Annotated in this window: 14 protein-coding genes; 9 read left to right on the forward strand and 5 right to left on the reverse strand. The window is 59.2% G+C overall.

Annotation, left to right across the window (positions count from 1 at the left end):
- Positions 1 to 44: 44 nt before the first annotated feature.
- The 4 genes from C5J22_RS01800 to C5J22_RS01815 form a co-directional block, all read right to left on the reverse strand.
- Positions 45 to 1,607, reverse strand: coding sequence for a TRAP transporter large permease subunit (locus C5J22_RS01800; RefSeq protein WP_105436893.1), 1,563 nt, complete (start codon positions 1,605 to 1,607; stop codon positions 45 to 47).
- 15 nt (positions 1,608 to 1,622) lie between these two features.
- Positions 1,623 to 2,171, reverse strand: a complete 549-nt coding sequence (locus C5J22_RS01805) for a TRAP transporter small permease subunit (protein ID WP_105402629.1) — start codon at positions 2,169 to 2,171, stop codon at positions 1,623 to 1,625.
- A gap of 99 nt (positions 2,172 to 2,270) precedes the next feature.
- On the reverse strand, positions 2,271 to 2,939 hold the full coding sequence (locus C5J22_RS01810; RefSeq protein WP_105417870.1) for a response regulator transcription factor: 669 nt from the start codon (positions 2,937 to 2,939) through the stop codon (positions 2,271 to 2,273).
- Positions 2,936 to 4,318, reverse strand: a complete 1,383-nt coding sequence (locus C5J22_RS01815; protein ID WP_105436894.1) for a cache domain-containing protein — start codon at positions 4,316 to 4,318, stop codon at positions 2,936 to 2,938. Before C5J22_RS01815 ends, C5J22_RS01810 begins: the two co-directional genes overlap by 4 nt.
- Before the next feature lie 640 nt (positions 4,319 to 4,958).
- On the opposite strand from C5J22_RS01815, the gene C5J22_RS01820 reads away from it, so the two are divergent.
- The 9 genes from C5J22_RS01820 to C5J22_RS01860 all read left to right on the forward strand — a co-directional run bounded on the left by C5J22_RS01820 (position 4,959) and on the right by C5J22_RS01860 (position 12,561).
- Positions 4,959 to 5,942, forward strand: coding sequence for a TAXI family TRAP transporter solute-binding subunit (locus C5J22_RS01820; RefSeq protein WP_105436895.1), 984 nt, complete (start codon positions 4,959 to 4,961; stop codon positions 5,940 to 5,942).
- A gap of 95 nt (positions 5,943 to 6,037) precedes the next feature.
- The gene (locus C5J22_RS01825) at positions 6,038 to 8,086 is read left to right on the forward strand and encodes a TRAP transporter permease (RefSeq protein WP_105436896.1); all 2,049 of its coding nucleotides are present in this window, start codon (positions 6,038 to 6,040) and stop codon (positions 8,084 to 8,086) included.
- A 171-nt stretch (positions 8,087 to 8,257) separates the two neighbouring features.
- Complete coding sequence (locus C5J22_RS01830; protein ID WP_105436897.1) at positions 8,258 to 8,716, forward strand: hypothetical protein; 459 nt, start codon at positions 8,258 to 8,260, stop codon at positions 8,714 to 8,716.
- Positions 8,717 to 8,915: 199 nt separating this feature from the next.
- The gene (locus C5J22_RS01835) at positions 8,916 to 9,203 is read left to right on the forward strand and encodes a DUF2282 domain-containing protein (RefSeq protein ID WP_046665609.1); all 288 of its coding nucleotides are present in this window, start codon (positions 8,916 to 8,918) and stop codon (positions 9,201 to 9,203) included.
- 63 nt (positions 9,204 to 9,266) lie between these two features.
- Complete coding sequence (locus tag C5J22_RS01840; protein WP_105436898.1) at positions 9,267 to 10,148, forward strand: DUF692 domain-containing protein; 882 nt, start codon at positions 9,267 to 9,269, stop codon at positions 10,146 to 10,148.
- On the forward strand, positions 10,145 to 10,927 hold the full coding sequence (locus C5J22_RS01845) for a DUF2063 domain-containing protein (protein WP_105436899.1): 783 nt from the start codon (positions 10,145 to 10,147) through the stop codon (positions 10,925 to 10,927). Before C5J22_RS01840 ends, C5J22_RS01845 begins: the two co-directional genes overlap by 4 nt.
- Positions 10,924 to 11,421 (forward strand): DoxX family protein, encoded by a 498-nt coding sequence (locus C5J22_RS01850; RefSeq protein ID WP_105436900.1) that lies wholly within the window; start codon positions 10,924 to 10,926, stop codon positions 11,419 to 11,421. Before C5J22_RS01845 ends, C5J22_RS01850 begins: the two co-directional genes overlap by 4 nt.
- A gap of 234 nt (positions 11,422 to 11,655) precedes the next feature.
- Positions 11,656 to 12,237 carry a TetR/AcrR family transcriptional regulator gene (locus C5J22_RS01855; RefSeq protein ID WP_105436901.1) on the forward strand — a complete coding sequence of 194 codons (582 nt, stop codon included), beginning with the start codon at positions 11,656 to 11,658 and terminating at the stop codon, positions 12,235 to 12,237.
- 36 nt (positions 12,238 to 12,273) lie between these two features.
- A complete protein-coding gene (locus C5J22_RS01860; RefSeq protein WP_105436902.1) occupies positions 12,274 to 12,561 on the forward strand; it encodes a YciI family protein in 288 nt (95 codons plus the stop codon).
- A gap of 162 nt (positions 12,562 to 12,723) precedes the next feature.
- On the opposite strand, the gene C5J22_RS01870 is transcribed toward C5J22_RS01860, so the two are convergent.
- The gene (locus C5J22_RS01870) at positions 12,724 to 13,260 is read right to left on the reverse strand and encodes a peroxiredoxin-like family protein (protein WP_105436903.1); all 537 of its coding nucleotides are present in this window, start codon (positions 13,258 to 13,260) and stop codon (positions 12,724 to 12,726) included.
- Between the last annotated feature and the right edge of the window lie 29 nt (positions 13,261 to 13,289).

Below are 13,289 nucleotides of genomic sequence, written 5' to 3' on the forward strand. Positions count from 1 at the left end.
GCCTAAGGCCAGGGGCATAGACGCCGACGTTCGTCGGGTCGTCGTCAGGGATTGGTTCCACTCGCGGGTGGAGCGCCAAAGCTGGGTGTCGGCGAACCAAAGCTTGGCGGGGCGGTACCTCCGCTAGATGGTTCCGGTGCCCCGAATGGTTGGGTCGGTGTTCCAAATGGGCTCAGTCCGCCCTCTCCAGGCATCGGCACGTTGATCTGAATGGTATTCGGATCGACTGCCACCGCTCCGGATTTGTAGTGCGTCACCAGGCCCGGGAACACGATCACGATAATGACCATCACCAGCTGGATTGCGAGATAAGGCAGCGCTCCCATGTAGATTTGGCCGGACGTTACGGGCTGGATCGTAGCGCCCGTGAGCCGGTCTTTGTAAGCGCGGCTGGGCGCAACCGAGCGAAGGTAGAAGAGGGAAAACCCGAATGGCGGATGCATGAACGAGGTCTGCATATTGATCGCCAGCATGACCCCGAACCAGATCAGATCGATTCCGAGGCTGTCGGCCACTGGCGCCAACAAGGGTATGATGATGAAGGCAAGCTCGAAGTAGTCGAGGAAAAACGCCAGGAAGAAGACCAGGAGATTGGCGACAATCAGGAAGCCGATCTCACCACCTGGCACCGATGTCATCAAGTGCTCGACCCAGATGTGGCCGTTAACACCATAGAAGGTCAGCGAGAACACGCGCGCCCCGAGCAGAATGAAGATCACAAACGACGATAGCTTCACCGTCGCATAAAGTGCGGATTTGACCATCGCCAGATTGAGACGGCGATTGATAGCCGCAAGTGCAAGGGCGCCCACTGCTCCCATGGCGCCGCCCTCGGTTGGCGTTGCGAGACCGATGAAGATCGTGCCAAGCACCAGGAAGATCAGGACAAGCGGCGGAACCAGCGAGATGATCACCTTCCGCAGCAGCTTCCAACCACGCAGCGAGCGCGCTTCGATCGGCAAAGCCGGGACACTCAGCGGCCGAATGAACGACATCAGGATGATATAGCCGGCATAGGCCGCCACCAAAAGCAGGCCCGGAACAAGCGCACCTTTGTACATATCGCCGACTGATCGGCCAAGCTGATCCGCGAGGATGATCAGCACGAGGCTTGGCGGAATGATCTGGGCCAGCGTTCCGGAAGCCGCGATGGTACCGGCCGCAACTCGCCGGTCGTAGCCGTAGCGCATCATGATCGGGAGTGAGATCAGGCCCATGGAAATGACGGAGGCGGCAACGACCCCTGTCGTTGCTGCCAGGATCGCGCCGACGAAGATGACGGCAAAAGCGAGCCCACCCCTGACGGGCCCGAAAAGCTGGCCGATGGTATCCAGCAACTCCTCGGCCATGCCGCTTCGCTCCAGGATCAGACCCATGAACGTGAAGAACGGGATCGCCAGCAGTGTCTCGTTCGACATCTGGCCGAAAATGCGGTCGGGAATGGCGCCGAACAGATTGACGGGCAGAAGCCCCATCTCGATGCCGATGAAGCCGAAAACGAAACCGACAAAGGCCAGTGCGAAGGCGACTGGATAGCCTATCAACAGCACGACGATCAGTGAAAGAAACATGATCGGCGCGAGGTTTTCCGCGAAAAATGCAAACATTCGGATGCCTCGGCCTTAGAGGGTATGTGCTTCAGCGTCAGCCAGCGCGATTGCGTCCGGTATGTCGCCGCGAAGAATTGCGATCCGCTTGATGAGTTCGGAAAGCCCCTGCAGAGCCAGCAGGCCGAATCCGAGCGGGATCATCGCCCACACAGGCCAGAGGAGCAGCCCTCCGGTATTGTTGGAAATCTCGCCGCTGATGAACTTTGACGTAACCCTTGGCCATGACAGGTAGATCGTGATGAGGCAGAACGGGAACAGGAAGAACAGCGTGCCGAGGATCTCGATCCACAATTGTGATTTGCGCGACAGACGCCCGTAGACGAGGTCGACTTTGACATGTTCATTGTTGAGAAGCGTGTAGCCGGCCGCAATCAGGAATCCCGCGGAGAACAGGTACCACTGAGCCTCAAGCCATGCGTTGGAGCTGAGATTGAACAGCTTTCGCGTGGTGGCGTTCGCCGCACTGATCACGATGGCGAGCAGTATGAGCCACGAAACCGCCTTACCGATGATCGTGTTCGCCGCGTCTATGAGACGCGACAGCGACAGCAAGTTGGACATGAAATTTCCTCCCAAGCCCCGATTTCGCGGGAACTACGAGGCAGTGCTACGTCGCCGGCGAGGAGCGAACAAGAGCGTGGTGAGGTGAAATGAACGAGGCTACCCAGAAGTGGGTAGAGCCGAGGAAACGTCAGGCGACGACACGCCATTCTCCATCACATACCGGATCAGTCCCGCCGTCGTAGCGATCCCGAGCTTTTTCTTTATGTTCTTGCGGTGGGTTTCAACAGTTGCGGCTGAAATAGCCAGCACATCCGCAATATCACGATTGCTGCTTCCGGCGGCGATCTTGATGAGCACATCCCGCTCCCGCGCTGTCAGACCGTCGGAACCCTCGGTGCCCTTGCGTGAAAGAAGCGCTTCGGAAACCCCTGACGAGAAATATCTGCCACCGGAGGCAACGGCTTCGATCGCGGCGACAATCTCCTCCGTCGGAACATCCTTCAGGATATATCCTGCCGCCCCCCTCAAGACCGAGGCCGAGATATACTCACGGTTTTCATGCATGGAGAGCATCAGGATCCGGGTCTCGGGAACCGCCGCCTTGAATAGGTCGATGGCCTCGATGCCGTTCAATTGCGGCATGTTGATATCCATCAGGACGACGTGCGGCAAGGTCCGCCGTGCCGCGTCTAAGCCTGTGCTGGCCTGGATGGCCGTTCCCACGACCTCTATGTGCCCGTAGGTTTCGAGCAGCGCCTTTAGCCCCTCGAGTACGAGCGGGTGATTGTCCACGAGAAGGACCTTAATCCGATCCGGGACCGTCAAGCCGCCACCTGCTTATCTTCCGGTCGATTGGCAGATTTCGGAAGCATGGCGGTCAAAGTTGTCCCATCCGCCGAGGATTTGACCAGTAGTATGCCTCCAAAATGGGACATGCGTTCCTGCATATTCCTCAAGCCCAAGCCGCCACTCTTGGGCCAAGCGCCAGCGGAGCTCCCATCGAAACCACCGCCATTGTCGGAAATGGTCATCCGAACGCGTTGGCGTTCCCGCCAAAGCCGGACGTTCACCCGACTGGCCCCCGCATGTCTTTCTATATTGGTCAAAGCTTCCTGCGCTATTCTGTAAAGCGCAGTACTTGCTTCGGCCTTCAAAACGTCAGGCCCGTCCGCCTGCACGTCGATTTCGATACCGGTTCTCTCGCCGAAATTTTGCGCCAGTGATTTCAGCGCCGGCGTTATTCCCAGATCGTCCAGCACCCTTGGCCGCAATTCATGCGAAAGACGTCTTACCTCCTTGATCGCCTGGGTCAGAGCCTCGGCTCCACGATCAATCGCGGCAGACGCATCGTCTGCGTTACCTTTCGCTTTTCGGCTGGCGAGGTCGATTGCGTATCGAACGCCGACAAGGCTCTGCGAAATGCCGTCATGCAGCTCTCGCGCAAGCCTTGCTCGCTCTTCCTCCTGAGCATCGATGACCCGCTGGGTAAGGGCGGTGAGCTTGTCATCGGCGAGGCGGCGCTCATGAAGGGTGATCCATAGGCAGGTCGCAAAGACCAGGAGAACGGCCGGTACCGCAATCAGAGCGACAATCGTGAATGTCGCCCGGATGTTCCTCCGCGTATCGGCGTTCGCGGCAGCGGTCTGCGCGTAAACATCATCAAGATATACGCCCGTGCCGACCATCCACTTCCACTTCTCGAGACCGACAGCGAAAGAGAGTTTATCGGCTATCTCGCCGCTTGATGGTTTTTCCCACTTGTACTGATGCAATCCACCGCCTTCCTTTGCCTTGGCAATGAGATTGGCGATCACCTTGTCTCCGTCAGGATCGGTGAGATCGAGCCAATTGTGCCCTGGACGGAAGGTCTGGCGTGGATGGACAACATTGTTGCCATCATAATCGTAGACGAAGAAATAACCGTCGGTCCCGTAATCCAACGCGGTCAGGATCGATCTGACCCTCTCCTTGGCAGCCTCGTCCTGCTCTCCGGCGTCTGCATAAATCTCCTGAATTGCAGAAATCGCCAGATTTGTGAGGTTAAGAAGCTCGGTCTCCTTCGCCTTCAGCATGTTGCGCTCGAACGTGTCGATACTGCTCTGGGCGAGCCTTGTGGATTGCCAGGTGATAAACGCCGTGACGGTCAGGATCGCGACGATGAGTGGCACGATTGCCAGGGCCACGATTTGATGACGCAGGTGCAAGGCGTGTCCCCCCGACGAGGCATAAATGGGCGAATACAGGCCGCCGGGCGATCAGAGATTGTTCGAGCCGTCGACGCTTGCTCGCAGCATTATCAGGATCATCGGCTTGCACCAACGCAAAACAGCGACATCTGCCTCGCATCCTCTCCATCACGAGCAGACCATCAGCTTGCGAGGCTCCAGTAACTGCCGGGGCGCGCAGGCGAAATCCTCAATGCCGCCATCGATCCAGCAATCAGCCTTGCCATGCCCCTTAGATCACAGTGACTGCAACTGGCGATTACGGCCGCTTCATCTTCAGCCTTAAGGCCCTATTGACTGACAACGCCGTGTTCGTAGGTTCGATCCGCTCGTGTACACGTGGTGAGATACTTGTGGCGAGCAAAGCGGCCGGGGACGTGTGGATGCTCCGGCCGCCGCCAAACGTCAGACCTGAGACGCACGGTGTTACCAATGGCCACGCGTGGTGGCTGTGGTGTGGTCAACCGATCTTGTCTTCGACCAGACCCGAGGCGAGACTGGCACTTGAGATCTAGCTCCAGGTTGATCGAACCTGACCGCATCCTGACAGCATCACTTTTGGTTGACAACCACTGGGCACATTCATCATGTTCACCGAAACAGGTAAAAGGGGACATCGATGAACATCAGCAAACGTTTCATGTCGATCGGCGCCATCGTGGGGGTGCTCGCTCTCGGTGCCAGCTTAGCAGGCGCACAGGCGCCGGCCTTTTTTAGAATTGGTACGGGCGGGACTGCTGGAACCTACTATCCGATCGGGGGATTGATCGCCAACGCAATTTCAGGCGCCGGCGACAAGGGTGTTGCCGGCCTCGTTTCCACAGCTGTTGCGTCGAACGGATCCGTGGCCAACATCAACGCGATCCAGGGCGGATCGATGGAATCCGGGTTCACCCAGTCGGACGTCGCTTATTGGGCGCACAGTGGCACGGGCCTCTACGAAGGAAAGGGCAAAGTCGAAGACCTTCGCCTGATCGCCACGCTGTATCCGGAAACCATCCATCTTGTTGCGCGCAAGGATGCGGGCATCAAATCGGTTGCAGACCTTAAGGGTAAGCGCGTTTCCATTGATGAACCAGGCTCGGGGACGATCGTCGACGCCCGTATCGTGCTCGGTGCCTACGGATTGAAGGAAAGCGATATCAAGGCCGAGCACCTCAAGCCTGGCCCGGCCGGCGACCGCCTGCGTGACGGGGGACTGGATGCGTATTTCTTTGTTGGTGGTTATCCGACCGGGGCTATCTCCGAACTGGCCACGTCCAGTGGCATCTCGCTTGTACCGATCAGTGGTCCGGAAGTTGACAAGCTGATCAAGGACTACACCTTCTTTTCGAAGGATACTGTCCCGGCCAATACCTACAAGGGTGTTGCTGAAACACCGACGATCTCGGTTGCGGCACAGTGGGTTACCAGTGCGAAGCAGTCGGACGAGCTGGTCTACAAGATCACCAAGGTCATGTGGAACGGAGCGACGCGCGCTGCGCTCGATGCTGGACATGCGAAGGGCAAGATGATCACTCTTCAAAATGCAACGACCAGCCTGGGCATTCCCCTCCATCCGGGCGCAGAGAAATTCTACAAGGAAGCCGGCGTCCTGAAGTAAGCAGGCGTCGAACATGTGATTGGTGATGCGGCGGCAGGCTGAGGCAGGCCGCCGCATCGGCCGTTATAGCAGTATTATCGCTAAGGATTTCCGACATGAGCGACGGCACAGCCGGCAAGACCTCTCCGATGGAGCTTGACGAAGCAAAGGCGCGCGAGCTCGAAGAGCAGTTCGATGCCGAAATTCGGTTTCGGCCGTTGGCGCCGCTTGTTGCGCGGCTGGTCGGGGGCCTGCTGATCGCGTTGTCCCTCTTTCACTATTACACTGCCGGCTTCGGCCTTCTGTCTGAGGTGCTGCATCGCGGCATCCACCTGTCTTTCGTCCTTGGCCTGATATTCCTGGTATTTCCCTTCTCAAGGCGCGGTTACGGCGAGCCGGCACCTTCGACTGTGCTGCGGCCGCTCGGCATTTCGCTCTTCGATTGGGCGCTGGCAATCGGTGCGGTCATCGCCGTCATGCACGTGCCATTCATTCCGCTCGATGACCTCGCCTTCCGTGTCGGAAATCCGACGACGACGGATGTTGTGCTGGGTGGTGTGCTGGTTCTGGTCCTTCTCGAAGCAACGCGCCGCTCGGTGGGCTGGCCCTTGCCGATCATCGCCGTCCTGTTCATGGTCTACTCCCTGTACGGGCCGTCCATGCCGGGAATTCTGGTCCATCCCGGCGCGACCTTCTCGCAGTTGATCAATCACCTCTATCTGACCAGCCAGGGCATTTACGGCATCGCGCTCGGCGTCGTTGCCACCTACGTCTTCCATTTCGTGCTATTCGGGGTGTTTGCGACACGCATCGGGCTCGGCCAGCTCTTTCTCGATTGCGCGGCATGGGTCGCTGGTCGCTACGCCGGTGGTCCGGCCAAGATATCGATTTTCGGATCGGCACTGTTTGGCATGATATCCGGCTCGTCCGTCGCCAATACGGTGACTGTCGGCTCGCTGACGATCCCGGCAATGATCCGGCTCGGCTACAAGCGCACATTTGCAGCGGCCGTCGAATCCGCATCGTCCACCGGTGGCCAGATTACCCCGCCGATCATGGGCGCCGCGGCATTCCTGATGATCGAGTTCCTTGATCTCCCCTACACGACGATCATCCTGGCGGCGATCGTTCCGGCCTTCATGCATTTCTTCGGTGTCCTGGTTCAGGTTCACTTCGAGGCGAAGCGGGAGGGTCTTCGAGGCATGACCGATGACGAAATGCCGGATCTGAAGGAAGCCTTAAAGCGCGACTGGCCGACCATCATCCCTCTCGTTGTGCTGATTGGCATCCTGCTTTCCGGCTACACGCCTTACCTCGCTGCATTCTGGGGCATCACGCTTTGCATCGCCGTTGGCCTCATCAATCCGCGCCGGCGCATGTCGGTGACGGAAGTCTTCGAGGGCCTGCGGGACGGTGCAAAATATGCGCTCGCCGTCGGCGCGGCGGCGGCAACGGTTGGCATTATCGTGGGGGTCGTGACGCTGACCGGCGTCGGCTTCAAGATTTCCTACATCGTCACGACGACGGCGGCGGAAATGGCCAGCTGGGTCGGTACGATGGTTCCAACCGCCTGGTTCGGGCCGCAGACACTGACATTGCTATTCACCCTCATCATGACCGGTGTCGTCTGCATTCTGATGGGCTGCGGCATTCCGACGACTGCCAATTACATCATCATGGCAACGATTGCCGCCCCGACACTTGGCTTGCTCGGCGTTGAGCCGATCGTCGCGCATTTCTTCGTCTTCTATTATGGCGTCCTTGCCGACATCACGCCTCCCGTAGCGCTCGCGGCCTATGCCGCGGCCGGCATGGCGGGAGCCGATCCCTTCAAGACAGGCAACACCGCATTTCGCCTGGGTTTGGGAAAAGTGCTCGTACCGTTCGTGTTCGTGTTCTCGCCTTCCCTTCTGCTCGTGACCGCCAACTTCTCCTGGAGCAACTTCACGATCGCCTTCGTCGGGTGCGTCTTGGGCATCACATGCCTCGGCTCCGCCCTTTCCGGTTTCTTGCTTGTCAGAACCGTCTGGTGGGAGAGAGCACTGCTGATTTTAGCCGCGATCCTGTTGGTCGTTCCTGAACTTGTGTCGTCGCTGGTGGGGCTGCTTTTGGTCGTTCCTGTCTTGGGTCGGCAGCTCACTGCGGTCCGCCGGGTGCACGCTTAAGAGGCGGCCAGCACCCCAACCGAGACCGCTGAGGAGTGGTCAATACGCAGCGGCGTCTGACATCGGGAGCGAAAGAATACCCATGCCAATTCCTTCCATTGCGTTGCACCTGCTTCAAACCTAGGTAGGAGCGATGAAGACAATCATCAGCCACAATGCCGCGAGGCCACAATGGGTTGGCTGATCGGCGGCGCGATAGTTTTGATAGTCTTTTTGTTTTCGCGCAGAGCTGGCGCCGTTGTGGTCGCTTTGCTCGCCGTTGCCTGGGTCGGGTTTTGGCTCGCCACGGATCGGAAAAGCGAGCAGGAGCCCTCGAACCAGTCTGTCTCCATCTCAGCGAACTCCGATCCCCAGTTGTGCCCAAATCCAGATATGCCGGTCTCGGTCCGGATTACCAACCATGCGGACAGAGCCCTTGAGACTGTCTCGTTCAGCCTAGTTGCCAAGCAACGCAATTCGATCGTTTACAGGGCGTCCCATACGAGTGATGAAGCCATCGCGCCGGGAGATACCTTCTCCACGTGTTACGGACTAAACCCGCTTTCCTTTGCGATCCGCACTGTCCGCTATGACCCGCGAGAATTGGATTGGACGGGCGAAACTTCCCTCACCCGGTTTGCGAGCCCGTAAGCCGTCAGCACCTAAGTTTTGCTCCCCTTTTCCGGCCGCGGCCTGCTGGTGGGCGCGCACCAGGGTGGTGTCGGGCGTCAAGACCAAAAAGCGATCACGAACTTGTGTTCGCGGCAAAGCGTAACGTCGGGCTCTCCCCATCGAATGGGTGATTACGCAGCCGATCACCGGCCTGCGGACTTCAAAGAGGAGATCATCCATGAACCGTTCCACGCTCACCCTCGCCCTCGCCGGCTCGCTCGCATCGGCAATCGCATCCGTTTCCTTCGCCGCACCGCTGGCGCCGGAAAAAATGGTCGGCAACGAGAAATGCTATGGCATCGCACTGAAGGGTCAGAACGATTGTGCCGCCGGCCCCGGCACCACCTGCGCAGGCACCTCGACGGCCGACTATCAGGGCAATGCCTGGAAGGCCGTCCCCGCCGGCACCTGCACCTCGATGAATGTCAACGGCCATAAGGGCATGCTGCAGCCCATGAAGGGTTGATCCCCGGCGGAGGCCCGGTTTGGCCGGGCCTCCGCCTTATCCGTCGATACAGGGAGAACAGCAATGACCGTTTCCGCAAACCGCGCCATCGCCTTGCCGCCACGCGCCGGCCTCGGCCTCAAGCCGGAGCATTACGAAACCATTCTCGCCATCAAGCCGGATGTCGGCTTTTTCGAGGTCCATGCCGAAAACTACATGGGTGCTGGCGGGCCACCGCACCGCTATCTCGAGGCCGTCGCCGACCTCTATCCGCTGTCGCTCCACGGCGTCGGACTGTCGATCGGTGCAGCGCGCGACCTCGACAAAGAACATCTGAAGCGGCTTCGCGACCTCATCGATCGTTACCGGCCGCAGAGCTTTTCTGAACATCTGGCCTGGTCGACCCACGAGACCGGCTTCCTCAATGACCTTCTGCCGCTGCCCTATACGGCCGAAACGCTGGCGCGGGTCGTCGACCATGTCGATGAGACGCAGCAATGGCTCGGCCGGCAAATGTTGCTCGAAAATCCGTCGACCTATCTATTGTTCTCCGAGAGCACGATCGACGAAGTGGATTTCCTGACGGAGATCGCCGACCGCACCGGCTGCGGGCTGCTCCTCGACGTCAACAATGTCATGGTTTCGGCCGTAAACCACCGTCTCGATCCAGTCGCCTATATCGACCGTTTCCCGATCGAACTGGTTGGTGAAATCCACCTGGCCGGCTATGACGAAACTGTCGACAGCGTGGGTGACCGGCTGCTGATAGACGCCCATGGCAGCACCGTCAGAACCGATGTGGTGGAGCTTTACCGACACACTCTGTCCCTGAGCGGTCCCCTGCCGACATTGATCGAGTGGGACAACGATGTCCCGGATTTTGCCACCCTTCAGGCGGAGGCGGTCCGCACCGATGCCATGTTGAACGCTGCGGCCGTAAAACGCCGTGCCAACCGGGCGGCATGACCATGGGTTTCAACGAAAGCCAGAACGCCTTTGCAACCGCCCTGCTCCATCCGGATCAGCCGCTTCCGCGCGGCATCACCACTGCCCGCGGCGCGGCCGATTCATCGCGCTTCGCCGTCTACCGCAACAATGTCTATGTCGGGCTGACGACGGCACTCGGCCAGCGCTTCCCGGTGACGAAGCGGCTCGTCGGCTCCGACTTCTTCGCCGGCATGGCCCGCGCCTACGCCGCAGATCACAAGCCGACGTCACCACTGATCATGCACTATGGCGATGACTTCCCGGATTTCATCGCAGGGTTTTCGCCCGCGGCATCTCTCGTCTATCTGCCCGATGTCGCACGGATCGAGGTTGCCTGGACCCGGGCCTATCATGCGGCGGACAGATTGCCGCTCGGCGTCACCGCACTTGCCAGCGTGGCGCCGGAGCGAATTTCCGACATGGCGCTCGTTCCGCATCCCTCGGCTCGGCTCGTCCGGTCGGACTTTCCCGTGGGCTCGATCTGGAGCGCCCATCAGGGCGAGACCGTGGCAACGGTAGCCGACTGGCAGGCCGAGACCGTGCTGATCGTGCGGCCGGCAATGCACGTCGAGATACATGTCCTGCCTCCGCGGGACGCGGCGTTCGCGGCCTGCCTCCTTGAGGGGGCGACCCTCGGCGAGGCGGCGCAGACGGCACTCGCCGCCGCGCCCGATTTCGATTTCGGATCGGCTTTGATCGGTCTGATCGGCCTTGGCGTATTCAGCGCCTTTGAACCTGTTGAAGGAGAACATCCATGACCATCGAACGTGCTTCCTCCCGCGGTCTCGGCGTAGCACTTGTCTCGCTTCATCATCGCGCCGAACACCTGCTCGCATCAATTCCACAGTCGCTGCCGCTGCTGGCGCTGCGCATCGGCCTGGCCATCCCGTTCTTCAAATCGGGGTTGACGAAGTGGGACGGTTTCCTGACCCTCTCGACCGGCGCCAGATTTCTGTTCGAACAGGAATTCAAACTGCATATATTCGGCAGCCAATTCTCCTATCCTATGCCGTTGACCATGGCGGCGGCGGCCGGGATTGCCGAACTTGCCCTGCCCGTCCTGCTGGTACTGGGCCTTTTCACCCGCTATGCGGCTCTTGGCCTGCTGGCGATGACGGCAGTGATCCAGCTCACTATTCCGGACGGCTGGGCCAACTTCCATCTTCCCTGGGCCGCCATGGCGCTGACCCTTGTGGTGTACGGCGGCGGCAGGATCGCACTTGATCCCTTGGTCAAACTTCGCGGCGAATGACGAAGCTCGGCCCATCTCGAACCGGTTGAATACTTTCAATCCGCCTAACCTGGAGACGTCCCAAGGGGCAGCGTCAATCGGCTAAGCTGTTCGACAGCTCCACTCTCGCAATTATGCATTCCGCCCAAAAAAATTCTTGATATTTGTAGGTCAAATGTCCTAAAAGGCTCTAGGTCAATCGTCCTAATGAAACGAATGCGCTTTTAACAAAGCGCATTCAGAGGAGCCGGAATTTTGGTCGCCACGACTACGCGACAGCAGATTGTCGAAGCAGCCGACAGGCTCTTCTACGAGCGAGGTTTCGAGGCGACGTCCTTCGCAGACATCGCGGCGGTCGTGGGGCTTTCGCGTGGGAACTTCTACTATCACTTCAAGACCAAGGACGAGATTCTCGAAGCCGTGATCGCCCATCGCCTTTCAAAGACAAGGGCGATGCTTGAGGCGTGGGAGGTTGAGGGGAAAACGCCGACCGACCGCATCCGCAGCTTCATCAACATCCTCATCATGAACCAGGCGAAGATCATAGCCCACGGCTGCCCGGTCGGAACGCTATGCAATGAACTCGCCAAGCTCGATCATGTTGCCAAGAACAGAGCGGCCGAGCTGTTCACTTTGTTCCGCGACTGGCTGTCGCGCCAGTTTAGGGACATTGGCCACGACACCGGCGCCGATGAGCTCGCCATGCACATTCTCATGCGCAGCCAGGGTGTGGCCGCGCTCGCAACCGCGTTTCGCGATGAGGCGTTCGTGCGCCGTGAGGTTGAAGACATGTGCCAATGGCTGGCAGCGCAGCAACCCACGTCATCACCCAAGTAGAAACCGTTTCCGTCCAGAATTCCCGAGGGGTCGCCTATGTTCGTCGTTACACTCAAATTCTCTGCCAACAAGGCCAAAGCGCCTGCCTTGATGGAAGGACACAATGCCTGGCTCAAGCGAGGCTTCGACGAGGGCATTTTCCTCCTGAGCGGAAGCATTCAGCCAAGCGCAGGCGGAGCGGTTCTCGCCCACAATACCTCCCGCGCCGATCTGGAAACACGCGTTCAGCAAGATCCCTTTGTTGTGGAAGATGTCGTCACCGCCGACATCCTCGAAATCGCACCCGGCCGCACAGATGACCGCCTGGCTTTTCTCAAGGTTTGAGGTCTGAGCGCGACCATCCCAGGCCCGGACGGGCAGCCGGGCTGCCGTTGGTGTGCCGCCGCTCCGGAATTCATGCCCTTATCACACGGAGGGCTGCGTCATCCGAGACAAGGCGGCGGCAGCCAGGGCAACCTTTCGGCGTCCGGCTGCGACCAAGCGGAGTTAAACCTCACCCGTATATTCGCCTCTCGCCGGGTAGTCGTTCTTGATCACGAAGTCCAACGCCTGCACCATCTCGGCGAAAATCGGCCGCGCAAACGGCATGGATTGCACCGAGAGCCAATAGACGGTCTGGTCCGGTCTGATCAAGAATACGCCCGGCTCTGAAAAAAGCTCCGGCTCCTCGATGCCGATCGACGTTTTTCCGCGCGAGGCGGAGATATAGAGACCCCATTGCCGGGCCGTGCTCAAGGGCAGGCCATAACCGATACGCAGATGTTCTGCACCGATCTTGTCTGCCATTTGCCGGGCGCGTTCCTCCCCATCGGAGCTCATGGCAATTGTGTGCACACCGCGCTCTTGGAAGGCCGGCGTCAACCGTTCCAATTCCTTGAGATAGTTTCCGCAGACGGGGCAGTGAAGCCCGCGGTAGAAGCACACGAGTGTCATGAGCGATGGAGTTTCGTGCGTGAGATCGAACTCTCCATGCCGAAGAGTCTTGACGGTCAAATTGGGGGCCAGTGTTCTCGGGACCAACATCGATCAATTCCTTTAGGTGAAACTTCCGA

The sequence above is a fragment of the Neorhizobium sp. T25_13 genome (genome assembly GCF_002968675.1).
Classification (GTDB): domain Bacteria; phylum Pseudomonadota; class Alphaproteobacteria; order Rhizobiales; family Rhizobiaceae; genus Neorhizobium; species Neorhizobium tomejilense.

What these genes read in the sequence shown, in the direction of transcription:
- C5J22_RS01800 (WP_105436893.1), bottom strand. Translation starts at nt 1,607, where the DNA reads ATGTTTGCATTTTTCGCGGAAAACCTCGCGCCGATCATGTTTCTTTCA.
- C5J22_RS01805 (WP_105402629.1), bottom strand. Translation starts at nt 2,171, where the DNA reads ATGTCCAACTTGCTGTCGCTGTCGCGTCTCATAGACGCGGCGAACACG.
- C5J22_RS01820 (WP_105436895.1), top strand. Translation starts at nt 4,959, where the DNA reads ATGAACATCAGCAAACGTTTCATGTCGATCGGCGCCATCGTGGGGGTG.
- C5J22_RS01825 (WP_105436896.1), top strand. Translation starts at nt 6,038, where the DNA reads ATGAGCGACGGCACAGCCGGCAAGACCTCTCCGATGGAGCTTGACGAA.
- C5J22_RS01830 (WP_105436897.1), top strand. Translation starts at nt 8,258, where the DNA reads ATGGGTTGGCTGATCGGCGGCGCGATAGTTTTGATAGTCTTTTTGTTT.
- C5J22_RS01835 (WP_046665609.1), top strand. Translation starts at nt 8,916, where the DNA reads ATGAACCGTTCCACGCTCACCCTCGCCCTCGCCGGCTCGCTCGCATCG.
- C5J22_RS01840 (WP_105436898.1), top strand. Translation starts at nt 9,267, where the DNA reads ATGACCGTTTCCGCAAACCGCGCCATCGCCTTGCCGCCACGCGCCGGC.
- C5J22_RS01845 (WP_105436899.1), top strand. Translation starts at nt 10,145, where the DNA reads ATGACCATGGGTTTCAACGAAAGCCAGAACGCCTTTGCAACCGCCCTG.
- C5J22_RS01850 (WP_105436900.1), top strand. Translation starts at nt 10,924, where the DNA reads ATGACCATCGAACGTGCTTCCTCCCGCGGTCTCGGCGTAGCACTTGTC.
- C5J22_RS01860 (WP_105436902.1), top strand. Translation starts at nt 12,274, where the DNA reads ATGTTCGTCGTTACACTCAAATTCTCTGCCAACAAGGCCAAAGCGCCT.
- C5J22_RS01870 (WP_105436903.1), bottom strand. Translation starts at nt 13,260, where the DNA reads ATGTTGGTCCCGAGAACACTGGCCCCCAATTTGACCGTCAAGACTCTT.